The organism is Pseudactinotalea sp., assembly GCF_048594945.1.
Classification (GTDB): Bacteria; Actinomycetota; Actinomycetes; order Actinomycetales; family Beutenbergiaceae; genus Pseudactinotalea.
Window position 1 is genome coordinate 1 of the sequence record NZ_JBMDXJ010000440.1, and the last position, 23776, is coordinate 23776.

The following is a 23776-nucleotide window of genomic DNA, read 5'->3' on the forward strand; positions in this document are numbered from 1 at the left end:
TGCGACGAGATCCCGTTCGAGGACTGCGACCGAGGTGAACGTCGTCGGGTCGAGTCCGTTCACCGGGAGGAACAGCGCTGCTGCCTCCTGTGCGAGCGCGTCCAGGTCGGCGCGGCCGCTGTCGTACACATACGAGAGCACCCGCCCACCATGGGTGGGCGGGTCAGCCTCGCGGAGCCGGCGCAGGTGGTCGAGGATCTCGGAGGCGGCGTCGCTCATGACACCGGAGCCTGGCACACGACAGGGGCCGTGGTGCCGATGCACCACGACCCCTGTCGAGTCGGATCGGAATCACATGGTCGCGAGAACCGACGCGGACATCGCGCCGTACTCCTGGCCGAGCTGCTCCGTGTCCACGTGGTCCGGGAAGAAGAAGACCGTGGCCAGAGTGACCAGGCCGTCGGACTGGCGCACCACGACCGAGGTGGTCACCTGGTACAGATACGAACCGCTCGAGTCGGACACCGTCCATTGCGCGCTCTGCACCACGGCATCGAACCCGGCGCCCGCGTCCACGGCGGTGACCTCGCCGATGTTCGCGTCGTTGGCCTCGGACGTCAGCTGGTTCATGTAGCTGTCCGCGAGGTCGGCGGCGATGATCACCTGGTCCGGCACGAACGCCTCACCGTAGAACACCGACTCGCCGTCCTCGAGCACCACGAAGCCGTCGCCGGTCTCGGTCTGCGACCAACCTGCCGCCGGCACCACCGAGACGCCGTGGTCGATCTCGATCGCATCGCCGGCGGGCTCGTCGGTGGTCGGGTCGGTGGTCGGGTCATCGGTGGTGGGGTCGGTGGTCGGATCGTCCGTGGTCGGATCGTCGGTCACCGGCTCCGTGGTGTTGTCGGTCGGGCCCACGGTCGGGTCCTCGTTGCCGCCACCACCGGCCAGACGAGTGATCCCGAACACCAGCAGCACCACGAGCAGCAGCGCACCGATCCCGAGCCCGATCATCTTGCCGTTGCTGTTCTTCGGCGGCGGCGGGTAGCCACCCCCGCCGTACCCGCCCTGCTGCGGGTACCCCTGCTGCGGGCCATAACCGCCCTGCTGCGGGAAGCCCTGCTGCGGGAAGCCCTGCTGCGGGTGACCCTGCTGCTGCGGGTAGCCCTGCTGCGGAGCGCCATAGCCAGGCTGGCCCTGCGGAGGCCCCTGCGGCGGGCCGTAGCCGGGCTGCTGCGGCGGGTGACCCTGCTGCGGGTGACCCTGTGGTGGGTGACCCTGCTGCGGTGCACCATAGCCGGGCTGCCCCTGCGGAGGACCCTGCGGAGGACCCTGCTGGTCGCCGTATCCCGGCTGGCCCTGCGGCTGGTGCGGTGAGCCGTAGCCTGGCTGCTGTCCCTGGTCGCTCACTTCTGCTCCCCCTCGGTGCTCGTGCCGCTCTCGTCGACCGCGGGCGCCGGCGCTGCCGGCTCTGGATCAGATGGCGCCGGGTTGGGAGGCGGTGCAGCGGGTGCAGTCGGAGCGCCGGCGCCGACGGTCTGGTGCTGCTTGGCACGCGCGCGGGCACTGGCGCCGCAGGCGCTGCAGAACGCGGCACCCATGATCATCGGCATCTCGCACTGCGAGCAGAACTCCTGCTCGGCCTGCGGCACCGGTGCGCCGGCTTCCTCGGTCTGCGCCGCCTCGAGTGCCGCCTCCAGCAGTGCGACGTGCAGGATGCGGCGCATCCGGATCACCAGCACGCCCAGGATCAGCAAGCCCCAGACGATGCTGACAACCACGCTCAGCGTGGCGTTGCCGACGTTGCTGAAGAGGTGGATGCCTCCGAAGTACAGGACGTTCGCGACGATCGCCTCGATGACGCCGCGCACGTACCGCGGCGAGAAACCGTCGTAACCGCGACCCAGCCCGGAGAACTCGGCGCAGGCGATGCCGGTCGCGGTGCCGATGACAAGCGGCTTGACGAAGCCTTCGAGGAAGATCAACGACATCCACAGACCGGGGTCGATCTCGCGCGTGAAGCCACCGGTGAGCAAGGCCCAGTGCCGCACGAGCGTGTCGGCCGTGGCGAAGGCGACGCCGGAGATCACGCCGAAGCTGGCGCCGTCGAGAAGGTCGTCGAATCGCTCCCGGCTCGCCAGGAACACCGGGCCGACCTGGCGGATCAGCTCACCCACGACCGGGACCAGCAGCGCGGCCACCAGCAGGCCAGTGGTGTTGAAGCCTCCCCCGACGGCTCCGCTGCCCGCCGACGGACCGCCGGCGCCCCCGGTCGTGCCGATGCCCGCGAACCACAGCAGCGTGAAGCCGAGCGCCAGCACGAAGGTCAGCAGGAACGCCATCACGGTGACCTGGATCGGGTGGTCGTCCCAGACGTTGACGTCGTACAGGTAGACGATGTAGACGACCGGGATCGCGAATGCGGCGACCAGCACCGCGAGCGGCACGGCCCCGAAACACGCAGCGAGCAGGGCCACGACAAGCGCGATCCCGAGAATGATCTGGTACGTCCGGCCGCGCTGGCCGGCACCGCGCGGCATCAGGGTGGAGACGATCGCGAACGACGCGACCGGCTCGTCCGGCTTGACAGCGAAGTGCTGCTGCCGCGACTCCGTGGCGCTGCGAACATCGTGTCCGCACCTGTGGCAGTAGTGGGCGACATCAGGGAGCTGTGTATGGCACTGCGGGCATTCCATGCGATCTCCTGCGAGTGGCGGAGCCGACGTGGCTACGACGGGTGTCGTGCCCGGTTCCTCCCGGACACGACGCTTATCGTGGCGGAGGTGCCCGAACTATGCAACGCCAGATGTACCCGTGTCGTTAGGAACCTTCCGCCCCCGTGGGCACCCGTAGTCGCCTCAGAGGCAGGATCGAGATGGCGGCCAGGGCTGCGGGGACGATGCTGAACGCGAGAATCACGCCCCACAGGGCAGCGCTCGGCTGGGCAACGACGTCGGCAGTGGTACGTGACAGAAATCCGGTGGCCGCCAGGACGCCGAGAACGAGCGTCGGTCCCAGCGCCAGCCCGGCCGTCGCGCCCGCGGTCCACGCGCCGGCGATGACGCCCGCGCGGTCGGCGCCACACTCGCGCTCGTCCGCTGCGATCACGTCCGGCAGCAGTGCGAGCGGGTACAGCTGCATCCCGGCGTACGCGACCCCTGCAAGGCCGACGCACACGAACACCCAGGGGCCCGGAAACGGGCGAGCGAGGACGAGCCCGGCGGTCGCGAGGACAAAGAGCCCGGTCGATCCCAGCAGGGCGCGCTTCTTGCCGAGTCGGTCGGCGAGCCGCCGCGCCACCGGCATGACCACCAGCGCCGGCCCCACGAGCGCCACGAACAGCAGCGTGAGCGCGCTCTCGTCGCCGAGCGTGTAGGTCGCCACGTATTGCGCGGCGGCCAGCATCGCACCGGTCGCCAGCGCCTGCAGCACGAATGTCCCGAGCAGCAGCCGGAGCTCTCGCGACTGCCGCAACGCCGCCAGGGCGGCCCGGAATCCTCCCGGCCCGCCCGACGGCGATGCCACGGGTGCGTGCGTGATCTCGCCACGGCGGGTGGTCAGGATGGCGGACACCGCCATTCCAGCTCCGATCACCAGGCCCGTGACGAGGCCCATCAGCAGGTAGCCCGGTCGCCCGCCGCCGGCAGCGGCCCGCAGCTCCGGTCCGCCGGCACCGAACGCCAGGATCGCCAGCGCGAGCACGGCCACGCGCGGTGCGATCAACCGCGTCCGTGCAGTCGGGGTCGTCGCCAGCTCGGCCGGGAGTGCGATGTAGGGCACCTGAAACAGTGAGAAGGCCGTGGTCGCCAGCAGGAACGCCACCACCACCCACGCCGCGGCTGCCGGCCCGCTGAGGTCGCCGGGCACCGCGAACAGCAGCGTGAAGCACACCGGCACAAGCACCGCTCCGGCGAGCAGAAATGCTCGCCGGGAGCCCCGCCGTCGAGCGCTCGCATCACTGGCCCGACCGATGAGCGGGTCCACGAGCACGTCCCAGATCTTCGGGACCGTGACGGCGAGACCGGCCAGACCGGCCGCGACTCCCAGTGTGTCCGTGAGGTAGTACGCGAGCACGAGCCCCGGCAGCGTTCCGAATCCGCCCGTACCCACCGATCCTGTGGCATAGCCGATCACGGTGCGCCGTGACGGCCCAGGCTCCACCTGCGTGCTCACCGGCCTCCTCGCCGTGACCCCGACCTGATCGCGCCGCTCGTCAGTCGAGCAGTGTGGGCTTGAGGCTAGCGAGCCTGCCGAGCAGGCCGTTGACGAACGTCGGCGAGTCGTCGGTGGAGAGCTCGCGGGCGAGCTCGACGGCCTCGTCGATGGCGACAGCGTCGGGCACGTCGTCGTTGTACAGCAGCTCCCAGGTGCCCACCCGCAGCAATGCGCGGTCCACGGCCGGCATCCGCTCGAGAGTCCAGCCCTGCGAGTAGGTGCTCAGCGCCTCGTCGATCGCCGCGAGCCGCTCCGTGAGGCCCTCCACGATCGTGACCGAGTACTCGGGCAGCGACGCCTGCGTGCCGGGCTGGACCACCCGTTCAGCGAGGACAGAGGCGAGCGACCGGATCAGCGCATCACCGGTGTTGAGCGCACGCTGGTCAGCCTCGTAGACGACGTCGATCGCGCGTTTGCGCGCCTTCGTCCGGGCGCCCACGTCAGTTCACGCGGCCGAGGTAGTCGCCGGAGCGGGTGTCGACCTTGACCTTGGTGCCGGTCTCGAGGAACAGCGGGACCTGGATCTGGTAGCCGGTCTCGATCGTGGCGGGCTTGGTGCCGGCCGAGGAGCGGTCGCCCTGCAGACCCGGCTCGGTGTAGGTGATCTCCATGACCACGGAGGCGGGCATCTCCACGTACAGCGGCGTGCCCTCGTGCATCGCGACGATCACCTGCTGACCTTCGAGCAGGAAGTTCGCCGCGGTGTCGACGATGTCCGCATCGATCGTGACCTGCTCGTAGTCGGCCACGTCCATGAAGACGTAACCCTCGCCGTCGTTGTACAGGTACTGGTAGTCGCGGCGGTCCACGTTCGCGGTCTCGACCTTGACACCGGCGTTGAAGGTCTTCGACACGACCTTGCCGTTCGTCACGCCCTTGAGCTTGGTGCGCACGAACGCGGGCCCTTTGCCGGGCTTGACGTGCTGGAACTCCACCACGGACCAGAGCTGTCCGTCGATGTTGAGAACCGTGCCGTTCTTGAGGTCGTTGGTCGTTGCCACGCGCGTTCCGTTCTGAGTGGGTGAAGCCGTCAAACTGCGGCCCTCAGGGTAACGGGTGTCAGGCCGGCGGTGCGCCGACGAGCGCCTGCAGCGCGAGCCGGTAGGAGTCCGGGCCGAAGCCGGCGATCGTCCCGGTGGCGACACCAGCGACCACAGACGTGTGTCGGAACCGTTCCCGGGTGGCCGGGTTCGTCAGGTGGACCTCGACCAACCGCAGCCCGGCCGTGGTGACCTGCGCGACCGCGTCCCGCAGCGCGTACGAGTAGTGCGTGAACGCCGCCGGGTTGAGCACCACGTGCCGACGCGCGTCCACGGCCTCGTGCAGCCAGCCGACCAGGGTCGCCTCGTCGTCGGTCTGACGCACCTCGACGGCGAGGCCGAGCTCGGTGCCCCACGCCCCGATGGTCTCGGCGAGAGTCGGGGCGTCGAGGGCACCGTAGACGTCCGGCTCGCGGGTGCCGAGCCGGCCGAGGTTGGGGCCGTTGAGGACGAGGACGTCGGTCACGTCGATCAGCCTAGGCTCACGGCCGCGTATGCCTCGACCAGCAGCTCGGGATCGGGCCCCTCGAGCCTGCCGGGCCGGGCGATGCCGTCGAGGACCACGAACCGGAGCATGTCGCCGCGCGTCTTCTTGTCGCGGCGCATCGCCTCGTGCAGGGCCGGCCACCGGTCGCCGCGGTACCCGAGCGGGAGTCCGACGCGACCGAGGAGGTCCCGGTGCTGATCCACGATCTCCGGCTCGAGTCGGCCGGCGAGCCTCGCGAGCTCCGCTGCGTAGACCATGCCGACGCTCACGGCTTCCCCGTGCCGCCAGCTGTAGTCCTCCTCGTGCTCGATCGCATGCCCGAAGGTGTGCCCGTAGTTGAGGATCTCGCGCAGGTGCGACTCGCGCAGGTCGGCGGCGACGACGTCGACCTTCACCTGGATCGCGCGCCGCACCAGCTCGGCGAGCACATCCGAGTCCGGGTCGAGCGCGGCAGCGGTCGAGGTGTCGACGATCCGCAGGATCTCCGGGTCGGCGATGAAGCCGCACTTGATCACCTCGGCCAGGCCCGCCACCAGATCGACCGAGGGGAGCGTGCGCAACGTGCTGAGGTCGCACAGCACACCCGACGGCGAGTGGAACGCGCCCACAAGATTCTTCCCGGCCGGCGTGTTGATGCCGGTCTTCCCGCCGACAGCGGCATCGACCATCGCAAGCAACGTCGTCGGGATCTGGATCACGCGGACCCCGCGCAGCCACGAGGCTGCGACGAACCCGGCCAGGTCGGTCGTGGCGCCGCCACCCATCCCGACGACGACGTCCTCACGACCGAACGCCGCCTCGCCGAGGATGTCCCAGCACCGAGTGAGGACCTCGGCGGTCTTGGCCGACTCGCCGTCAGGCACCTCGAAGGTGGCTACGTCGTAGCCCGCGAGCAGCAGCGCCTCGGCGACCTCGGACAGGGGCTCCCGGAGCGGCGCCGCGTGCATGAGCAGCACGCGGGTGGCCGTCTCGCCGATCATCGGGACCAGATGTGCGCTCAGATCGTGCCCGATCACGACCTCGTAGTCCCGCTCGGCGTGCACCGGGATCTGGTCGTTCACGCTGATCGCTCCCCCAGCTCCGCCAGCACCTGCTCCACGACCTGCTCGGGGGTCAGCATGTCGGTGTCGATGCTGATCGTGGCGAGCGAGCGGTAGATCGGCTTGCGCGCCTCCGCCAGTTCCAGCCATTGCTTCCGTGGACTCCCCACGAGCAGCGGCCGTGCGGCGGACAGACCCACGCGTGGGGACGCCGCCGCCAATGACACGTTGAGATGCACCACCCGCAACCCGGCGAGGTCGGCCTGCGTGACCGGGTCGAGGATCGCGCCGCCGCCGAGCGCGAGCACTCCGGGGTGCTCGGCGAGGGCGGCGACCACCGCCGCGCGCTCGCGAGCACGGAACGCCTCCTCGCCCTCGCTGAGGAAGATGTCCGAGATCGACGTGCCGGCTGCAGCCTCGACGTCGTGGTCCGTATCGCGAAACTCCACGCCGAGGGCCTCGGCCAGCAGTCTCCCGACGGTCGACTTCCCCGCGCCCGGGAGCCCGATGACGACGACGGCCGGTCCTGTGCTTCTCATGCCATCGACTCGGGGATCGCGGCCAGGTAGCTCTCCACGTTGCGGGTGACCTCGGCCAGGCTGTCGCCACCGAACTTCTCGAGCAACGCCTGCGCAAGCACGAGCGCGACCATCGCCTCCGCGATCACGGCGGCGGGTGCGGCGGCGCAGGTGTCCGAGCGCTGGTGCAGGGCGGTCGCTGCCTCGCCACTGGCCACGTCGATGGTGGCGAGCGCCCGGGGCACCGTGGAGATCGGCTTGAGCGCGGCGCGCACCCGGACGACCTCACCGTTGCTCATCCCGCCCTCGACGCCGCCTGCTCGGTTGGTACGTCGGCGCACGCGACCATGCTCGTCGCGCTCGATCTCGTCGTGGGCGGCGCTGCCGCGGCGGGTCGCGGTGCGGAAGCCGTCGCCCACCTCGACGCCCTTGATCGCCTGGATGCCCATGAGGGCCCCCGCGAGCCGGGCGTCCAGGCGTCGGTCACCGTGTACGTAGGAGCCCAGGCCGGGCGGGACCCCGTAGGCCAGCACCTCGACGACGCCGCCCAGCGTGTCGCCCTCCTTCTTGGCCGAGTCGATCTCGGCGACCATGGCGGCCGAGGTCGGGGCGTGGAAGGAGCGGATCGGATCGGCGTCGAGCGCAGCGACGTCGTCCGGGCCGGGCAACGGGGCGTCGTCGGGCGTGGTGATCTCCCCGACCGAGACCACGTGCGAGACCAGGCGCACCCCGGCAGCCTGCTCGAGCAGCGCGGCTGCGACCGAGCCGAGTGCTACCCGGGTGGCGGTCTCGCGAGCCGAGGCACGCTCGAGAACCGGTCGGGCGTCGTCGAGGTGGTGCTTGACCATGCCGACGAGATCGGCGTGGCCAGGGCGGGGCCGGGTCAGTGGCTTGTTGCGGGCCTGCTCGCGCTCGTCACCGGTGCCGGCGTCGACCGTGAGTGCGTCGGAGGCCACCGGGTCGGCGGCCATCACGGTCTCCCACTTGGGCCACTCCGAGTTGCCGATCTCCAGCGCGACCGGTCCACCCTGCGTGAGCCCGTGCCGCACACCGCCGAGGATCCGGAGCGCATCCTGCTCGAACTTCTGCCGGGTACCGCGACCATGTCCGAGCCGGCGTCGCGCCAGCGCGGCCTGCACGTCCGCGGTTGTCACGGCCACACCGGCCGGCATCCCCTCGAGGATGCCCACGAGCGCAGGGCCGTGCGACTCCCCCGCCGTCAACCATCTCAGCATGGCGCCCATCCTGACACGCGGCGCGTGGCCCGGAGGTGGCGCGTTCAGGGTGTGAACGGCGCTGCGGAACCGGCGACCGCCGCCCCCACCCCTGCTCCCAGCACGAGCCAGGGACCGAACGCGAGGGCCGTGCTCCGACTGGCCCGTGCGAGTGTGAGCAGCACCACCGCCACCACCCCACCGAGCAGGAACGTGGCGACCACACCGGCGAGCACCGCGGTCCAGCTGAACCAGCCGAGGAACAGCCCGAGCACCGCGGCGAGCTTCACGTCACCCAGCCCGAGCGCGCGGGGTGAGATCAGCGCGAGCGTGAGGAAGCCGACCCCGAGCACGAGGCAGCCCAGCAGCGCCCGGCCGAGATCCGCCCAAGCATCCTCCTGCCAGGCGGCCAGCGTGAGACCGGCCAGCAGCACCGCCCCGGTAGGCACCGCCACGACGTCGGGCAACCGGTGGCTGTCCAGATCCACGGCGACGAGCACCGCACACCCGAGCGCGAGCAGCGCGAAGGTCACGAGCTCGACCCAGGTCCCCGCGAGCAATCCGGCGGCCAGACCGCCACACGCCGCGAGGATCGCCACCGCCGGTCGTGAGACCCACGGCCCCGGCTGCTCGCGAACCAGCCTTGAGACCGGGAGCACCGCGCCGCACAGGGCGAGTGTTGCTGCCGTGGCCGCCGCGATCGGCCAGGTCATGAGCCGGCGATGGCAGCGAGGAGCGCCGCGCGCATGACCTCCACCGGCGCCTGCCGCCCAGTGAACAACCGCACCTGCTCGCACGCCTGGTGCAGCAGCATCAGGTAGCCGGGTGCGACCGAGCCACCCGAGGCGAGCCACTGGGTCGGCAAGGGTGTGGGCCAGCCCTCGTAGACCACGTCGACGAGGACCTGGGCAGGATCGAGCGACATCTCGGCCACGAGCGGCGCAAGGGTGGCCGAGGCACCTCCGGGGACCGTGCTGATCACGATCTCCGCCTCGCGCAGCAACCCTGTGGCGCGATCGGATCCCAGCGTGACGAGCTCGGGCTCCACGCCCATGCTGGCGGCCGCACGCAGCACCGTGCCCGCGCGGCCGATGCTCCGCACCAACACCCGCGGCCGGTGTACGCCCAGTTCACCGAGCGCCGCGACCGCCGACGCCGCAGTGGCCCCGCCGCCCACGATGACGCCCAGAGTGTGGCCGCCGCTTGCTGGACGCGGCGTGGCCTCGCGGAGGGCCTGCACCAGGCCGTAGACATCGGTGTTCGCGCCGACCTTGAGGCCGCCTGGCTGCAGGAGCACCGTGTTGACGGCACCCACGGCCTCGGCGAGCGGCTCCACGACGTCCACGCACCGAAGGGCGACCTGCTTGAGCGGCATCGTCAACGACAGTCCCGCCCACTCGGGTCCCAGCGTGGTGAGGAACGCCTCGAGCTCGGGCTCGTCGACGTCGTGCAGGCCGTACTGCGAGTCCGGTAGCCCCAGCGCGTGGTAGGCCGCCCGGTGCAGCACCGGCGAGAGCGAGTGCGCCACGGGGTGGCCGAGCACCGCGGCATGGCGGTGCGTCCTGTCGCTCACTTCAGCCCTCCTCGTCGGCGGTGGCGTCGTCGGCGCCTGCGGACTGCTCCTGTCGCCACTCCTCGAGCCACTCCCGGTACCGCGCGCGGTTCTGCTCGTGCTCCACCGGATCATCGGTGAAGACCGTCTCACCGGTCTCCAGGTTGACTGTCACGAAGTAGCACCAGTCCCCCGCCGGCGGTTCTAGTGCAGCCTCGATCGAGGTGGCGCTCGGCGAGTTGATCGGCGCGGGCGGCAGGCCTTCGAACACGTAGGTGTTGTAAGGCGTGCTGTCGTCGCTCAGGTCGGCGAGCGTGAGGTCGGTGACAGCCTTGTCGAGCCCATACGCCACGGTGCTGTTCATCTGCAGCAGCGGGCCGACGTCGGCGCAACCGTTCAGCCGGTTGGACAGCACCCGGGCAACTCGGCCTCGGTCCTCGGGATCGGTGACCTCGGCTTCGACGATCGACGCGCGGATCAGCAGGTTCTCGCGGTCGGCCGGGTCCACGTCGTAGGAGTCCAGGACCTCGACCGTGCGGTCCACCATGCGCTGCAGCACCTGGTCCACGGTCTCGTCGGGTGCGATCGAGTATGCCTCCGCGAACAGCCACCCTTCGATCCCGCCGGAGGCCCCCTCGGGCAGCTCCACCTCGTCCAGCGCCTCACGGACGTCGGCTGTGGACACCCCCATCACCTCGGCGATCTTGGCGACGATCTGCGTCTCGCGCCAGCCCGGTGGGATCGTGAGGGTGCGGTCCGCCCGGTTCGCGGGATCGAGCAGAGCAGCGACGGCGTCGCTTGCCCGCATCTGCTGCGGGAGGGTGTAGCTGCCAGCCTGGATGCCGGTCGCGTCAGGGTTCGCCTCGTAGGCGTCGATGAACGCCTCCGCGGTCGCGACGACGTCAGCGGTCCGCAGGACGTCCCCGATCGCGGCCGGTTCGGCGTCGGAGATGACCACGGCGACCGACCCGGTACCCGGGCCCGGGTAGTCGGTGATCGGGTCGTCGCTCGGGTCGTCGAACATCGGCAGCACGAGCCGCCAGGCGCCCCCGATGAGCAGCGCGAGCGCGACCACGAGGACGCCGAGCACCGCGAGGTTGCGGCGCAGGTGATCGCGGCGCGTGCTCTCGCTTCGGTCGTCGGCGCCCGCGTCGTCGGGCTCTGGGGAATCCACGGTCAGCGGTTGGCGTCCAGCCACTCCCGGTACTCGTCACGGAACTGCAAGAACTCCTGGTAGTCACCGGTGAACTTGGTCTCGCCTGTGTCGAGGTTGACGGTCACGAAGTAGCAGAAGTCACCGCCTGGCGGGTTCGCGGCCGCCGCAATCGCTGCCTCGCCCGGCGAGGCGATAGCCGTCGGCGGCAGGCCAGGTATCACGTGGGTGTTGTAGGGCGTCTCCGTGTCGAGCTCGGTCCGTGTGAGTTCGTTGCCAGGCTTACCGAGCTCGTACACGAGGGTGCTGTCCATCCCGAGCCGACCCGTGTCGTCGCAGTACGCCAGCCGGTTCTCGATGACCTCGGCCACATTGGGCCGGTCCTCCTCGCGCGCCACCTCACGTTCGATGATCGAGGCCTTGATGATCACGTCACGCCAATCCTCGCGCGGCACATCATTGCGCTCGAGCACCGTGACAGTCATGTCGACCATCTCCTGCAGCACCTCAGCGGGCTCGGCCTCCGGCGCGATCCTGTAGGTCGAGGCGAACAACCAGCCCTCGACTGCACCCTCGGCCTCGTCGGGGAGCGTGAGCTCGTCGGCAGCGGCCTCGACCTCAGCGACATCGATCTCCATGTTCTCGGCGAGCCGGGCGTAGATCTGGGTGGCGCGCCACCCCTCCGGCACCGTGCTCCCGGCGTCCGAGCGGCTGGCCGGATCGAGCACCGCAGTCACGGCGTCGACCGCGCGCATCTGCTGCATCAGCTCGTAGGTACCCGGCTGGATGCCGGCGGCCGAGGCGTTCGCGTTGTACGCCGCCACGAAGGCATCGACGCTCGCGACCACATCGGCCTCCACCAGCGTGGCGCCGATCGCCGCACCGCTGTCACCTGCGTTCACCACGATCGTCGCCGCCCCTGCCCCCGGGCCGGGATAGTCGCCCGGTCCGGACGGCGATGACTCGTTCCCGCTGAACAGCGGCCGTACGAACACGAGCGCTGCGACCACCAGGATCGCCAGGCCCATCACCATGACCACGAACGTGAACATGGTGCGTCGGCGCTGCGCGGCGCGCTTGGCCTTGAGGCGTCGTTCTGCCCGGGCGCTCCGGGGATCCGACTCGGCGTGATCGACGTCGGAGTCGGACTCGTGGAACAGATCCGTCACGGGATCTCCTCTTCTCCCCCTCGGTCGGGCTCGAGCGGCGTTCCGGCTGGTGCGCCGGTGCTCCGTTCGAAGTCGAGTGCGTTCTGCAGGATAAGCACAGCGGCGACCTGATCCACCACCTGTCGATGGGAGCGCCCGTTCCGCCCCGAACGGGTGAGCGCCTGATGGGCGGTCACGGTCGTCAGCCGCTCGTCCACCAGGCGCACAGGAACGCGATCCACCGCCTGTGTCAATCGTGAAGCGTACGCCAGCACCTCCTGCGCCGACCGCCCTTCCGCTCCGGAGAGGCTTCGAGGCAGGCCCACGATGATCTCGATCGCCTCGAGATCCCGCACGATCTCGGCGATCTCGGCGACCTGGTCCTCACGCCGGCTCCGCTGGAGCGTGGCCACCGGCGTGGCGAGCAGACCGGACGGGTCGCAACGAGCAACACCGATTCGCACCGACCCGATATCGAGCCCGATGCGGACCCCGCGCCGCACCTGCGCCTCAGGCACGCGCCAGCTCGTCCGTCACAGCGGTGAGCGCTCGATCGGTCGCGCTCGCGTCGCTCCCGCCGCCCTGCGCGATGTCGTCCTTACCGCCACCGCCGCCACCGAGCGCCGTGGCCGCAGCACGTACCAGCGCGCCGGCCCTGATCCCGGCGGCACGGGCCGACTCGTTCGTGGCGACGACCACGACCGGACGCTCCCCTGCGATCCCGGTCAGCGCCACCACGGCGGCGCCGTCGTTCCCGAGCCGCTCACGCAGATCGAGCACGAGCGTACGCAGGTCGTCCGCCGATGCCACGTCACCCACGTGCCGGACCACGGCGCGGGTTCCGTGCACGTCCTGAGCACCTGCGGCGAGCTCTCCCGCGTTCCCGAGCAGCTGCCCCTGGCGCATCTCGGCAAGTTGCTTCTCGGCGTCCTTGAGCTTGCTCAACAGGCCCGAGATCCGCTCCGGGAGCTCCTCGCCCCGCGCACCCACCAGCTGCGACAACTGGCTGACCAGCGCGTGCTCCTTGGCTGCGTGCCCGTACGCCCCCTCGCCCACCAGCGCGTCGATCCGCCGCACACCGGAGCCGATCGAGGCCTCACCGAGCACGGTGACCAGTCCGAGCCGTCCGGTGCGGTCCACGTGCGTGCCCGCACACAGCTCCTTGCTCCAGTCACCGCCGATCGAGACCACGCGCACGTCACGGCCGTACTTCTCGCCGAACAACGCCATCGCGCCGGCAGCCCGGGCGGCGTCGATGTCCATGATCTCGTCGGTCACGTCGAGGTTGTCGGCGAGCTGGGCGTTGACCCTGCCCTCGACCTCGGACAGCACCGAGCTCGGCACGGAGCTCCCGTGCCGGAAGTCGAACCGCAGCCGCGACGGCGCGTTCTCTGAGCCCGCTTGCGTGGCCTGGTCGCCGAGAAACTCGTGCAGCGCCTTGTGCACCATGTGCGTCGCCGTGTGGGCGCGCGCGATCGCGAGCCGCCGATCGGTGTCGATCGTGGCGACGCCGGTCTCATCGAGAGCCAGCGTGCCCTCCACCAGCCGGCCGCGGTGCACGTGCAGTCCCGCGATCGGCGATTGCACGTCGGCGACGTCCACAAGCCCGCCGCCGGTGAAGCCGATCGTGCCGTGATCGGCCAGCTGGCCACCGGCCTCGGCGTAGAACGGCGTCTGGTCGAGGATGACCTCTACGTCGGCGGGCGCTTCCGCGACCTGCGCCGGCTGGCCGTCGACCAGCAGCCCCACCAGACGCACCTGTGCGGTGTCGTCGGTGTAGCCGAGGAACCGGTCTGGCCCACCGAGGCGCCCGAGGACGTCCTGGTACACGCTCGCGTCCACGTGTCCGGTCTTCTTTGCGATCGCGTCGGCCCGGGCCCGTGCCCGCTGCTCCGCCATCAGGGAGCGGAAGCCTTCCTCGTCGACCGTGACGCCCTGCTCCGCCGCCATCTCGAGCGTGAGGTCGATCGGGAAGCCATACGTGTCGTGGAGCGCGAACGCCTCGGCCCCCTGCAGGACCGGGATATCGGCGTCGCCCTTCGCGCGTGCGACGGCCGTGTCGAGGATCGCCGTGCCGGAGACGAGCGTGCGCCGGAACGCGTTCTCCTCCTCGTAGGCGAGCTGGGAGATTCGCGTGAAGTCCGTTTCGAGGTCGGGGTAGGACGCCTTCATCGCGTCCTTCGACACCGGCAGCAGGTGCGGCAGCGTCGGCTCATCCACACCGAGGAGCCGCATCGACCGCACCGCACGGCGGATCAGTCGTCGGAGCACGTAGCCGCGGCCGTCGTTGCCCGGCCGCACGCCGTCACCGATCAGCATGAGCGCCGAGCGCACGTGATCGGCGACGACCCGCATCCGGATCTGGTCAGGTTCGGCCGAGTTCTCCCCCAGCCGGTAGCGCTTGCCGCTGAGCTCCTCCACGGTGGTGATCACCGGGAAGGTCTCGTCGATCTCGAACATGTTCTCGCGGCCCTGCAGCAGGTACGCCAGCCGTTCCACGCCCAGACCGGTGTCGATCGACTTCTGCTCGAGCTCACCGAGCAGCGGGTAGTCCTTGCCCTGGCCCTCGCCGCGCAGGAACTCGTCGAAGACGTTGTTGTAGTACTCGAGGTAGCGGTCGTTGCCGGGATCGACCGTGCCTCCCTCGGCCTCGGGGCCGTACTCGGGTCCGCGGTCGTAGTGGAACTCGGCGCACGGCCCCGCAGGGCCGGGCTGACCGGTGTCCCAGAAGTTCTCCTCCTTGGGCAGTCGCACCACGTGCTTGGGGTCGACACCGATCTCCGCCAGCGCGTCCCACGCCTCTGCGTCGTGCTCCCAGATGGTCACCCAGATGCGGTCGCCATCGAGCCCGTAGCCACCGTCGGCGACCGAGCTGGTGCTCAGCTCCCACGAGAACCGGATGGACTCGCGCTTGAAGTAGTCGCCGAACGAGAAGTTGCCGGCCATCTGGAAGAACGTGCCGTGCCTCGTGGTCTTGCCGACGTTCTCGATGTCGTTGGTGCGGATGCACTTCTGCACGCTCACCGCGCGCGGCCACGGCGCTGGCTCGGTGCCCACGATGTAGGGGATGAATGGCACCATCCCGGCGATCGTGAACAGGATCGAGGGGTCCGGTGACACCAGCGACGCGCTGGGCACGATCGTGTGCCCGCGGTCGCCGAAGTAGGTCAGCCAACGCTGACGGATCTCTGCAGTGCGCATGATTCCTAGAAGTAGTCGGTGCCGTCGTCGGGGAAGATCTCGCCCTCGTTCTCGACGGCGTGGGGGCGGCGGGCGCGGTGGGCCGCCCTGGTCTCACGCGCCTGGGCCAGCGTCTCCTCGTCGGGGAGGAGCGCGTTGCGCAGGGACTCCTCGTTCTCTGCCATCGAGGTGCGCAGCTGGGTGCCGAGCGTCGCGACGTTCTCGGCGAGGGAGCCGATCGAGGCGGCGATCCCCGCCGGCGTCACGGCGGCGGCCACCCCGTTGACACGGTTGTTGATCCGCGAGACCTGCTGCAGCACCACGACGGTGACGACCACGCCGACACCGATCCAGAAGACGCGCTTCACGACCGGTCCGCCTTGTCCTCACCCGAGCGGCTGAACAGACCGCGGACCGCCATCGAGAAGGCGGCGACCTTGATCAGCGGCGTCCCGACCGTGGCCGAGATCAGCGATGTGAGCGCCGAGACGTTCTGTGATGTCTCGGCGGCGGCCGTGGTCACGGTGTCGACCTTGGCGAGCTGGCCATTGGTGGTGGTGATCGTCACGGCGGCCTCGTCGATGACGGGCAGCGTGTGTTCGGTCACCTGCTTGAGGCTCTCGCGGGTCTCGTCGAGCACCCGGCCCAGCTTGATCAGCGGCACTGCGAGCGCACCGACCAGCAGCACGAAGGCGATCGCGGCGATGAGGCCGGCGACGTCACCGAGGTTCATGCGAGTCCTTCCACGTGTTCAGCAGGTATCCAGCAGATGCAGTTGCGCCGCCGGTAGGTCCCGGCGGATGCCGAGCCTACCGACGGCGCAAGCAGTCTGTGCCCGTGGGCGTCAGCGCGAGTAGTGCTCGACGACCAGCTGGACCTCGCAGGTCACCGGAACTTCGGCCCGCTTCGGGCGGCGGACGAGCTGGAACCGCAGCTTCTCGAGGTCCACGTCGAGGTACTCCGGCAGCGTCGGGAGCACGTCCCGGTGAGCGCCGGCGGCGGCCACCTGGAACGGCACGGTCGTCTGGCTGCGCGGCTTGACCTGCACGACCTGACCCGGCTTCACCCGGTAGGACGGGCGGTTCACGATCTTGCCGTCCACGAGGATGTGGCGGTGGCTCACGTGCTGACGGGCCTGGGCGATCGTGCGGCCGAAGCCGGCGCGGAGCACGAGGGCGTCGAGGCGCATCTCGAGCAGCTCGACCAGCGACTCACCGGTCAGGTGCGGCTCACGGCGGGCCTCGTCGAACGCCCGGCGGAGCTGGGCCTCGCGCAGCCCGTACTGGGCGCGAAGACGCTGCTTCTCCTTGAGACGCACCGCGTAGTCGGACTCGTTGCGGCGGCGGGCGCGGCCGTGCTCGCCCGGCGGGTAGGGGCGCTTCTCGAAGTACTTGACGGCCTTGGGCGTGAGCGGGAGGCCGAGCGCTCGGGACAGACGCACCTGGCGGCGCGTGCGGTCGGATGATGCGGGCATGCGTGTGATTCTCTTCCTGTCGTGGAACTGCTACGTCACGCACCCACCTGCTGAGGCGGGGCGCGGGGTCAACTCCACGGACACACGGCCCGATCGGCTAAGACCCCAGGGTGCCGACCCGGAAACCACCGGGCGGCAAACCACTGGAGTCTACCGCAGTCACCGGCGGCCGCGGCTCATGCCCTTGCCGCCGCTGCCGCTGCGGCGGGAGCCCCCGCCGGAGGAGCGGCGCGAGCTCGAGGACGAGCGCCGGCTGCCACCGCCGAACGAGGACCTGCCCTTGCTGAGCGACGACCCACCGCGTGACGAGTTCCGCGAGCGGTTGCTCGACCAACCGCCACGCGAGCGGTTGCGGTGGTAGTAGCCGTCGTCGTCGTGGTAGCCGCCGCCGGAGAAGGAACGGAACAGCCGCCAGACCAGGCTGATGACCACAACGATCACAAGCAACACGATCAATCCGCTGGTATCCATCTGTCCACCATGGCATCCGGCCGGCGCATGCGCATGGCGCGGCGGGGGTCAGACCTGCCCATCCGCCGTCAGGAAGGGTCTGTGCGCCCCAGGATCTCGCGGATCTTGCCGAGCCGGTCGGCAATGCCCCGCTCGTACCCGCGGTCGGTGGGTTGGTAGTAGCGCGATCCCACCAGGTCGTCCGGGAGGTACTGCTGGGGGGCGACGGCGTGGGGTGCGTCGTGCGCGTACTGGTACCCGGCTCCGTGCCCGAGTCGCTCGGCGCCGGCGTAGTGCGCGTCACGCAGGTGCGAGGGCACCAGCCCGATGCGTCCGGCCTCGACGTCGGCGATCGCCTTCCCGATCCCCAGGTAGGCGGCGTTCGATTTCGGGGCGGTCGTGACGTGGACCACGGCCTCCGCCAGGATGATCCGAGCCTCCGGCATACCGATGAGGGCGACCGCCTGCGCAGCGGCGACCGCGGTCTGCAACGCCGTCGGATCCGCCATGCCCACGTCCTCCGCGGCCGCGATGACCACGCGGCGAGCAATGAACCGTGGGTCCTCCCCCGCCACCACCATGCGCGCCAGGTAGTGCAATGCGGCGTCCACGTCGCTGCCGCGCATCGACTTGATGAACGCACTGATCACGTCGTAGTGCTGGTCACCGGCGCGGTCGTACCGGACCGCTGCCACGTCGATCGCGCGAGACACCGCCTCGGTCGAGATCGTGTCCTCGCCAACCTCGATCGTGGTGCCCGCCGCCGCTTCCAGGATCGTCAGCGTCTTGCGTGCGTCTCCCCCGGCGAGCCGCAGCAGCTGCTCGCGCGCGTCGTCATCCAGCTCGACACGGCCGCCCAGACCCCGATCGTCGACCAGGGCACGATCCACGAGCGAGGCAAGGTCCGCCGTCGTCAACGGTCGCAAGGTGAGCATGATGGACCGGGACAGCAGCGGGGAGATCACCGAGAAGCTGGGGTTCTCGGTGGTGGCGGCCATCAGCGTGACCCAGCGGTTCTCGACCGCTGGGAGCAGCGCGTCCTGCTGGGTCTTCGAGAACCGGTGCACCTCGTCGATGAACAGCACGGTCTCGCCGCCGCCGAGGGAGAGACGACGCCGGGCGTCCTCGATCACCGCGCGCACGTCCTTGACTCCGGCTGTCACGGCGGACAGCTCGGTGAACCGGCGTCCCGAGGCATGCGCCACGAGGTAGGCGAGAGTGGTCTTGCCGGTCCCAGGCGGCCCCCACAGGATCACCGAGCTCGGAGGCAGGCCACCCTGCTCGGGCGGCGCGATCAGGCGGCGCAGAGGTGAGCCAGGCTCGAGCAGATGCGCCTGGCCGACCACCTCGTCCGCGGTCGCCGGGCGCATCCGGACCGCGAGCGGTGCGGCCGGGTCGACGGCGGGTACGCCGGAGTCGTCAGTCGATGCCGCCTCGAACAGGTCCACGTCCTCAGCCTACGAGGCCACGAACCCGCGGCGCCCGAGCCGGTGGCCGACCTCAGGACGCAGGGCTGTTGGTGCTCAGCTGCAGTCTGTTCCCGAAGGGGTCCGCAACGGCCGCCCACCAGCCGTACTCCCCACTGATCACGGTCCGCGGGACCAGCACCGATCCGCCCGCTGCCTCGACGGCGGCAAGGTCGCCCTCCAGATCGTCCGAGTCGAACGTCGGCCGGAAGAAGCCATCGGTCGGTGGAGCCTCAGCCACCTGCTCCAGCCCGCCGATCGGGGCACCCTCGGGAGTGCTCAGCATCACGTGCTCGCCGAACGGGCTTGCCACAAGGCCGAACACTGCTCCGTAGAACGCACTCGCTCGCTCCGTGTCCGTGACCCGCAGCTCCCAGAAACCAACGGTGGGAATCGCCATCTCCTGCTCCTCTCGTCGATGCCCGGGTCTCCGGGCTCAGCGTGATGACGCGCGAGGCTGGCGCACATCGACATCGGGGCGCCTCACTCCTGCTCACCGTCACGCTGGTCCCGCTCGGCCCACGCCAACAGCGGGGCGATGTCGAAGACGTGCTCGTCGATGTCGGCGTGGAGGTCGCCGAGCTCCGCATAGCGCGCGGGCACGGTCACGATCGTCAGGTCGCGGGGGTCGGCATCGTCGATCTCGTCCCAGCGGAGCGGCGTGGACACCCGGGCATCCGGCACGCCCCGCACCGAGTACGCCGACGCGATCGTGTGGTCGCGCGTGTTCTGGTTGTAATCGACGAACACCAGCGCCGGGTCGCGGTCCTTGCGCCACCACGTGGTGGTGGCGTCGTCGGCAGCACGCCGCTCCACCTCACGCGCGAACGCCAGGGCCGCGCTGCGGACCTCGGCGAACCCGTGGTCGGGCGGGATGCGCACGTAGACATGCAGCCCGGACCCGCCCGACGTCTTCGGGTAGCCCACCGCACCAATCTCGTCCAGCACCTCGTGCACCACGTGCGCGACCCGCCGGACCCGGTCGTAGTCACACTCCTCCCCGGGGTCGAGGTCGATGCGCCACTCGTCGGGCTTCTCGACATCGACGCGGCGACTGTTCCACGGGTGGAACTCGACGGTGGACATCTGCACGGCCCAGATCACGTGCGCGAGCTCGGTGACACACAGCTCGTCGGCGGTGCGGGAGTAGCGCGGGAAGAACACCTCCACCGTCTCCAGCCACGCCGGCGCACCGGCGGGGACCCGCTTCTGGTGGACCTTGTCCCCTGCGAGACCCGAGGGGAACCGGTGCAACATGCACGGCCGCTCCCGCAGTGCGTTGACGATGCCGTCACCGACCGCGAGGTAATAGTTGGCCAGGTCGAGCTTGGTGGCGCCGGTCTCGGGGAAGTACACGCGGTCCGGTGAACTCAGCCGCACCGTGTGCGATCCGACCTCGAGCTCGACCGGTGGGGTCTTGGCAGTGGCCACCCTTCCACCCTAGGGAAGTGCTGATCAACTCGCACCTGCTGCGCGACGTCCAGGCACGCACCTCGCTGCGTTCTCCTCGGGCGCGATACAAACCCGGTATCGCTTCCTCGTCGGCCTTGCGATGCACGCACCTGGACACCGCTCGCTGCCAGCGCCAATTGATCAGCACTTCCCTCGTGACCCGAGCCACACCGGACACCTGTCAGACTGTGCGCCGTGTTCCGCCGTCTGGGGGCCGCCGCTGCGCGCCGGCCATTGCTCATCGTGCTCGTGTGGCTGCTGCTGGCCGCCTCCTGGTTCGCGATCGCCGTCGTCGGTGTCACCGGTCAGGGTCTGTTCGACCGACTGCACTCGGGCGAGCCCGTGGTGCCCGGCTCCGAGAGTCAGGTCGGACGCGAGATCGTCGGCGACGCCAGCACCACCGGCGAGTCGCTGACGCTCGCGCTCACCGACATCGACCTGACTGATCCCGAGGCGCTTGCACAGGTGCAGCGGACGCTCAATGCGTTCCGGCCCAATGTGCAGGGCGTCGAGGGTGTGCAGTCCGTCATGGACCCGTTCCAGGTCCCCGGCGGCCTCGAGGACCCCAGTGCGGCGGCCCTGCTGTCGACCGAGGGCGACGGCTTCGTGGTCTCAGTAACGCTCGAGCCCGACCTCAGCACGAGCGTCGAGGACGACGCACGCGAGGAGATCGTCTCGCTCATGCGCGACGTCCCTGCCGACCTCGGCGGCGACGTCTCGGGCCTGGTGTCCGGATCCCACCTGATCACCGAGGAGATCGTCGGCCAGCTCGAGCGGGATCTGCAGCGCGGCGAGCTGGTGGCGCTGCCGCTGTCCCTGCTGATCATGGTGGTCGTCTTCGGAGGGTTCCTCGCTGCCGGTATCCCGATCTTCGGTGCGCTGGCCTCCATCGCCGGTGGGCTCGGGGCCCTCTACGGGTTCTCGTTCTGGCTCGAGCTGGACTCCGCCGTCGTCAACGTGGTGACCGTGATGGCCCTGGGCCTCTCGATCGACTACGGCCTGCTGATCGTCTCCCGCTACCGCGAGGAGCTCAGGCGAGCGCTGGCCGAGGCCGGCACCGCTCCCTCGCGCCGCAGCCGCGGCCGTGTCAAGCGGGGCAAGGACCCTGTCGTCCGCGCCGCCTTGGTGAGGACCATGTCGACGGCGGGACGCACCGTGGCGTTCTCGGGTCTCACCGTGGCGATCTGCGTCGCCGGCCTCATGGTGATGCGCGCGGACATCCTCAAGGCGGTGGGTGCCGCTGGTCTGTCGGTCGTGCTGATCGCGGTGATCACCGCGATGTCGCTCGTGCCGGCGCTCCTCGCGCTGTTCGGTCGGCGACTCACCAAGCCTGGCCTGCTCAGCCGGGTTCCCGGGGTACGTGCGCTGGTCGCCCGGCTCGGTGATGTCGCGCCCGAACAGGGCTTCTTCTCGCGGCTCGCGACCGTCACGCAGAAGCGGCCGTGGATCGTGGTCATCCTCAGCACCGCATTGCTCGTGCTGATGGCGAGCCCGCTGCTGAACGTGCACCTGCGCAACTCGACCTTCGAGCTGGTGCCCGAGGGGTCCGAGCAGCGAACCTTCCTGCACCTGATCGACGACTCCTACCCCGCCCTCGCGACACCTCCGGTGAGCGTCGTGGTCGAAACGAGCTCCGCCGTCGAGATCGCCGAGCAGATCAGCGGGATCGAGAACGTCACGGGCATCGATCCGCCTCAGGACATCGACGAGACCTACTCGATGCTGGCCGTCCGACTCGACACCGACGACGCGGGCGGCACCGTGGCCACCGAGGCGGTCGGCGCCATCCGCGACCTGCGCGACGACGCCGATCTCAGCGAGTTCTGGGTGACCGGGCAGGCGGCGGCGCAGGTCGACTTCGTCGAGTCGATGGCCGAAGGCGCGCCCTATGCGGCCGGACTGGTGGTGCTGGCGATCTTCGTGCTGCTGTTCCTCATGACCGGCTCGCTGCTGATCCCGTTGAAGGCCTTGATCGTCAACACACTCTCCCTCGCCGCCGGCATGGGCGTGACCGCCTGGATCTTCGCCGAAGGGCACCTTGAGGGTCTGCTCGGATTCACGTCCACGGGCGGGTTGGAGTCCTACGTGGTCGCGATGGCCGCGGCCTTCGGCTTCGGCCTCGCGATGGACTACGAGGTGTTCCTGCTCGCGCGGATCAAGGAGCACTGGGACGCCGGAGAGACCAACGACGTAGCGGTCCGCAACGGGCTGCAGCGCACCGGCCGCATCATCACCTCTGCCGGGCTGGTGATGATCGTGGTGTTCGGTGGCTTCATGACGGGCGAGATGCTCATCATCAAGCAGGTCGGCTTCGCGCTCGCGTTCACCGTGCTGCTCGACGCGACCTTGGTGCGGATCCTCCTCGTCCCGGCGACCATGACGATGCTCGGTCGCGCCAACTGGTGGGCCCCCGGCCCGCTGCGCCGGCTGCACGCCCGCTTCGGCATCCACCACTGTCCCTGGCGAACCGGCGCTGGAACAAATCGCACACTCGATGCGCCTGCAAGCGTTTGCACAGCCAGATCAGCGCATCGAGCGTGCGATTCCTTCCGCGATCGGGGCTCAGGGGCGGCGGGAGTCGGCCGAGTACGCGATCGTGAAGCCGAGGCGTTCGTAGAGAGCGATCGCGCGGGTGTTCTCCGTGTAGACCCCGAGGCTCACCTGCCCGGTCGCTGTCAGGCCCTGCCGGGTCACGGCCGCTGTCAGGGCGGCGCCGACGCCGCGCCCGCGCCAGCCCTCGTCGGTGGCGACCGAACCGAGGTGGACCTCGTGCACCCAGTCACCGGCGCCCGCCATGCTCCGCAGCTCGCCCTCGGGGTCGTACCACCCGAACCATCGGTAGCCCGGACGATCAAGGCTGGTGTAGGTGTGCGGCAGCGCGCGCCGCTGCAGGGCGGTCAGCGCATCGAGCTCGGCGGCGAGGTCGACCTCCCGGACCTGTGCCTCCCCGGGACGCACCTGGGACGCCTCGTGCGTCACCATCCACTCCCACCGGGCGCGGCTGGACAGACCGAGGCGAGCCAGGTCGTCGGCCGGCATCGCCTGCCACGCCTGCGGCGGCAGAGTGATGACCGCGAGCCCACCCTCGAGCCGGGTGGCCAGTCGGGAGAGCCCGACGGCGTCGCCCACGCCGAGCGCGGCCCGCTGGCCCGGGGTGCTGCTCGCCATCGTGACGAGCAGCGCCCCGGGAGCGGTCGCGATCTTGAGGTCGCGCCAGGTAGGTGCGCCCGCCCGCACCATCGGGTGCGCGAGCCACTCGGGTGGGACGGTGCTCACGCCCCCTGGGCGGCGGGCGCCTCGTCGACCGCGTCGGCCTTCTTGGGCTTGGCGTCCACGCCGGCCTCCTTGCGCTGCTCGGCTGTGATCGGCGCCGGCGCCTGCGTCAGCGGGTCGTAGCCGCCGCCGGACTTCGGGAACGCGATCACCTCGCGCAATGACGACTCGTTC

General features: G+C 70.1%; 23 protein-coding genes and 2 pseudogenes. 1 reads left to right on the plus strand and 24 read right to left on the minus strand.

What is annotated here, in order from left to right; all coding sequences use genetic code 11:
- From ACOJSN_RS19975 to ligD, 23 genes and pseudogenes are all read right to left on the minus strand, one after another.
- Nucleotides 1-219, minus strand: a pseudogene (locus ACOJSN_RS19975) (aspartate aminotransferase family protein); the annotation flags it as partial.
- Nucleotides 220-291: 72 nt separating this feature from the next.
- Nucleotides 292-1350, minus strand: a complete 1059-nt coding sequence (locus tag ACOJSN_RS19980) for a hypothetical protein (protein WP_420114236.1) — start codon at nucleotides 1348-1350, stop codon at nucleotides 292-294.
- A complete protein-coding gene (locus ACOJSN_RS19985; RefSeq protein ID WP_420114237.1) occupies nucleotides 1347-2636 on the minus strand; it encodes a PrsW family intramembrane metalloprotease in 1290 nt (429 codons plus the stop codon). The genes ACOJSN_RS19980 and ACOJSN_RS19985 overlap by 4 nt, the downstream gene beginning before the upstream one ends.
- Before the next feature lie 124 nt (nucleotides 2637-2760).
- Complete coding sequence (locus ACOJSN_RS19990) at nucleotides 2761-4113, minus strand: MFS transporter (protein WP_420114238.1); 1353 nt, start codon at nucleotides 4111-4113, stop codon at nucleotides 2761-2763.
- A 40-nt stretch (nucleotides 4114-4153) separates the two neighbouring features.
- A complete protein-coding gene (nusB, locus tag ACOJSN_RS19995) occupies nucleotides 4154-4594 on the minus strand; it encodes a transcription antitermination factor NusB (protein ID WP_420114239.1) in 441 nt (146 codons plus the stop codon).
- Between the two features lies 1 nt (nucleotide 4595).
- Complete coding sequence (efp, locus tag ACOJSN_RS20000; protein WP_420114240.1) at nucleotides 4596-5156, minus strand: elongation factor P; 561 nt, start codon at nucleotides 5154-5156, stop codon at nucleotides 4596-4598.
- A 58-nt stretch (nucleotides 5157-5214) separates the two neighbouring features.
- On the minus strand, nucleotides 5215-5661 hold the full coding sequence (locus tag ACOJSN_RS20005) for a type II 3-dehydroquinate dehydratase (protein ID WP_420114241.1): 447 nt from the start codon (nucleotides 5659-5661) through the stop codon (nucleotides 5215-5217).
- Nucleotides 5662-5666: 5 nt separating this feature from the next.
- Nucleotides 5667-6749 (minus strand): 3-dehydroquinate synthase, encoded by a 1083-nt coding sequence (gene aroB / locus ACOJSN_RS20010; protein ID WP_420114257.1) that lies wholly within the window; start codon nucleotides 6747-6749, stop codon nucleotides 5667-5669.
- Nucleotides 6740-7261: a shikimate kinase gene (locus ACOJSN_RS20015; RefSeq protein ID WP_420114242.1), complete on the minus strand. Its 522-nt coding sequence runs from the start codon at nucleotides 7259-7261 to the stop codon at nucleotides 6740-6742. The genes aroB and ACOJSN_RS20015 overlap by 10 nt, the downstream gene beginning before the upstream one ends.
- Nucleotides 7258-8475, minus strand: coding sequence for a chorismate synthase (gene aroC, locus ACOJSN_RS20020; RefSeq protein WP_420114243.1), 1218 nt, complete (start codon nucleotides 8473-8475; stop codon nucleotides 7258-7260). Before aroC ends, ACOJSN_RS20015 begins: the two co-directional genes overlap by 4 nt.
- 44 nt (nucleotides 8476-8519) lie before the next feature.
- Nucleotides 8520-9167: a prepilin peptidase gene (locus tag ACOJSN_RS20025; protein ID WP_420114244.1), complete on the minus strand. Its 648-nt coding sequence runs from the start codon at nucleotides 9165-9167 to the stop codon at nucleotides 8520-8522.
- Nucleotides 9164-10027: a shikimate dehydrogenase gene (locus ACOJSN_RS20030; protein WP_420114245.1), complete on the minus strand. Its 864-nt coding sequence runs from the start codon at nucleotides 10025-10027 to the stop codon at nucleotides 9164-9166. The genes ACOJSN_RS20025 and ACOJSN_RS20030 overlap by 4 nt, the downstream gene beginning before the upstream one ends.
- A gap of 1 nt (nucleotide 10028) precedes the next feature.
- Complete coding sequence (gene mltG, locus ACOJSN_RS20035) at nucleotides 10029-11180, minus strand: endolytic transglycosylase MltG (RefSeq protein WP_420114246.1); 1152 nt, start codon at nucleotides 11178-11180, stop codon at nucleotides 10029-10031.
- Between the two features lie 2 nt (nucleotides 11181-11182).
- Nucleotides 11183-12328: an endolytic transglycosylase MltG gene (mltG, locus tag ACOJSN_RS20040; protein WP_420114247.1), complete on the minus strand. Its 1146-nt coding sequence runs from the start codon at nucleotides 12326-12328 to the stop codon at nucleotides 11183-11185.
- Complete coding sequence (gene ruvX / locus ACOJSN_RS20045; protein ID WP_420114248.1) at nucleotides 12325-12825, minus strand: Holliday junction resolvase RuvX; 501 nt, start codon at nucleotides 12823-12825, stop codon at nucleotides 12325-12327. The genes mltG (ACOJSN_RS20040) and ruvX overlap by 4 nt, the downstream gene beginning before the upstream one ends.
- Complete coding sequence (gene alaS / locus ACOJSN_RS20050; protein ID WP_420114249.1) at nucleotides 12818-15508, minus strand: alanine--tRNA ligase; 2691 nt, start codon at nucleotides 15506-15508, stop codon at nucleotides 12818-12820. Before alaS ends, ruvX begins: the two co-directional genes overlap by 8 nt.
- A gap of 5 nt (nucleotides 15509-15513) precedes the next feature.
- A complete protein-coding gene (locus ACOJSN_RS20055) occupies nucleotides 15514-15855 on the minus strand; it encodes a hypothetical protein (RefSeq protein ID WP_420114250.1) in 342 nt (113 codons plus the stop codon).
- Nucleotides 15852-16220 (minus strand): DUF948 domain-containing protein, encoded by a 369-nt coding sequence (locus ACOJSN_RS20060; protein ID WP_420114251.1) that lies wholly within the window; start codon nucleotides 16218-16220, stop codon nucleotides 15852-15854. Before ACOJSN_RS20060 ends, ACOJSN_RS20055 begins: the two co-directional genes overlap by 4 nt.
- A gap of 111 nt (nucleotides 16221-16331) precedes the next feature.
- A complete protein-coding gene (gene rpsD, locus ACOJSN_RS20065; protein ID WP_420114252.1) occupies nucleotides 16332-16961 on the minus strand; it encodes a 30S ribosomal protein S4 in 630 nt (209 codons plus the stop codon).
- Nucleotides 16962-17120: 159 nt separating this feature from the next.
- Nucleotides 17121-17432 carry a hypothetical protein gene (locus ACOJSN_RS20070; RefSeq protein WP_420114253.1) on the minus strand — a complete coding sequence of 104 codons (312 nt, stop codon included), beginning with the start codon at nucleotides 17430-17432 and terminating at the stop codon, nucleotides 17121-17123.
- Nucleotides 17433-17500: 68 nt separating this feature from the next.
- A complete protein-coding gene (locus tag ACOJSN_RS20075) occupies nucleotides 17501-18859 on the minus strand; it encodes a replication-associated recombination protein A (RefSeq protein WP_420114254.1) in 1359 nt (452 codons plus the stop codon).
- 52 nt (nucleotides 18860-18911) lie between these two features.
- Nucleotides 18912-19277 (minus strand): VOC family protein, encoded by a 366-nt coding sequence (locus ACOJSN_RS20080; protein WP_420114255.1) that lies wholly within the window; start codon nucleotides 19275-19277, stop codon nucleotides 18912-18914.
- 83 nt (nucleotides 19278-19360) lie between these two features.
- Nucleotides 19361-20308, minus strand: a complete 948-nt coding sequence (ligD, locus tag ACOJSN_RS20085; protein ID WP_420114256.1) for a non-homologous end-joining DNA ligase — start codon at nucleotides 20306-20308, stop codon at nucleotides 19361-19363.
- A gap of 366 nt (nucleotides 20309-20674) precedes the next feature.
- On the opposite strand from ligD, the pseudogene ACOJSN_RS20090 reads away from it, so the two are divergent.
- Nucleotides 20675-22744, plus strand: a pseudogene (locus ACOJSN_RS20090) (MMPL family transporter); the annotation flags it as partial.
- 147 nt (nucleotides 22745-22891) lie between these two features.
- Here ACOJSN_RS20090 and ACOJSN_RS20095 read toward each other — a convergent pair.
- The gene (locus tag ACOJSN_RS20095) at nucleotides 22892-23569 is read right to left on the minus strand and encodes a GNAT family N-acetyltransferase (protein ID WP_420114258.1); all 678 of its coding nucleotides are present in this window, start codon (nucleotides 23567-23569) and stop codon (nucleotides 22892-22894) included.
- Between the last annotated feature and the right edge of the window lie 207 nt (nucleotides 23570-23776).

Bases quoted from the DNA above. Each gene is read 5' to 3' on its own strand.
- ACOJSN_RS19985 (WP_420114237.1), bottom strand. From the start codon at position 2,636: ATGGAATGCCCGCAGTGCCATACACAGCTCCCTGATGTCGCCCACTAC.
- ACOJSN_RS20015 (WP_420114242.1), bottom strand. From the start codon at position 7,261: ATGAGAAGCACAGGACCGGCCGTCGTCGTCATCGGGCTCCCGGGCGCG.
- aroC (WP_420114243.1), bottom strand. From the start codon at position 8,475: ATGCTGAGATGGTTGACGGCGGGGGAGTCGCACGGCCCTGCGCTCGTG.
- ACOJSN_RS20025 (WP_420114244.1), bottom strand. From the start codon at position 9,167: ATGACCTGGCCGATCGCGGCGGCCACGGCAGCAACACTCGCCCTGTGC.
- alaS (WP_420114249.1), bottom strand. From the start codon at position 15,508: ATGCGCACTGCAGAGATCCGTCAGCGTTGGCTGACCTACTTCGGCGAC.
- ACOJSN_RS20060 (WP_420114251.1), bottom strand. From the start codon at position 16,220: ATGAACCTCGGTGACGTCGCCGGCCTCATCGCCGCGATCGCCTTCGTG.
- rpsD (WP_420114252.1), bottom strand. From the start codon at position 16,961: ATGCCCGCATCATCCGACCGCACGCGCCGCCAGGTGCGTCTGTCCCGA.
- ACOJSN_RS20070 (WP_420114253.1), bottom strand. From the start codon at position 17,432: ATGGATACCAGCGGATTGATCGTGTTGCTTGTGATCGTTGTGGTCATC.
- ACOJSN_RS20080 (WP_420114255.1), bottom strand. From the start codon at position 19,277: ATGGCGATTCCCACCGTTGGTTTCTGGGAGCTGCGGGTCACGGACACG.
- ACOJSN_RS20095 (WP_420114258.1), bottom strand. From the start codon at position 23,569: ATGGTGCGGGCGGGCGCACCTACCTGGCGCGACCTCAAGATCGCGACC.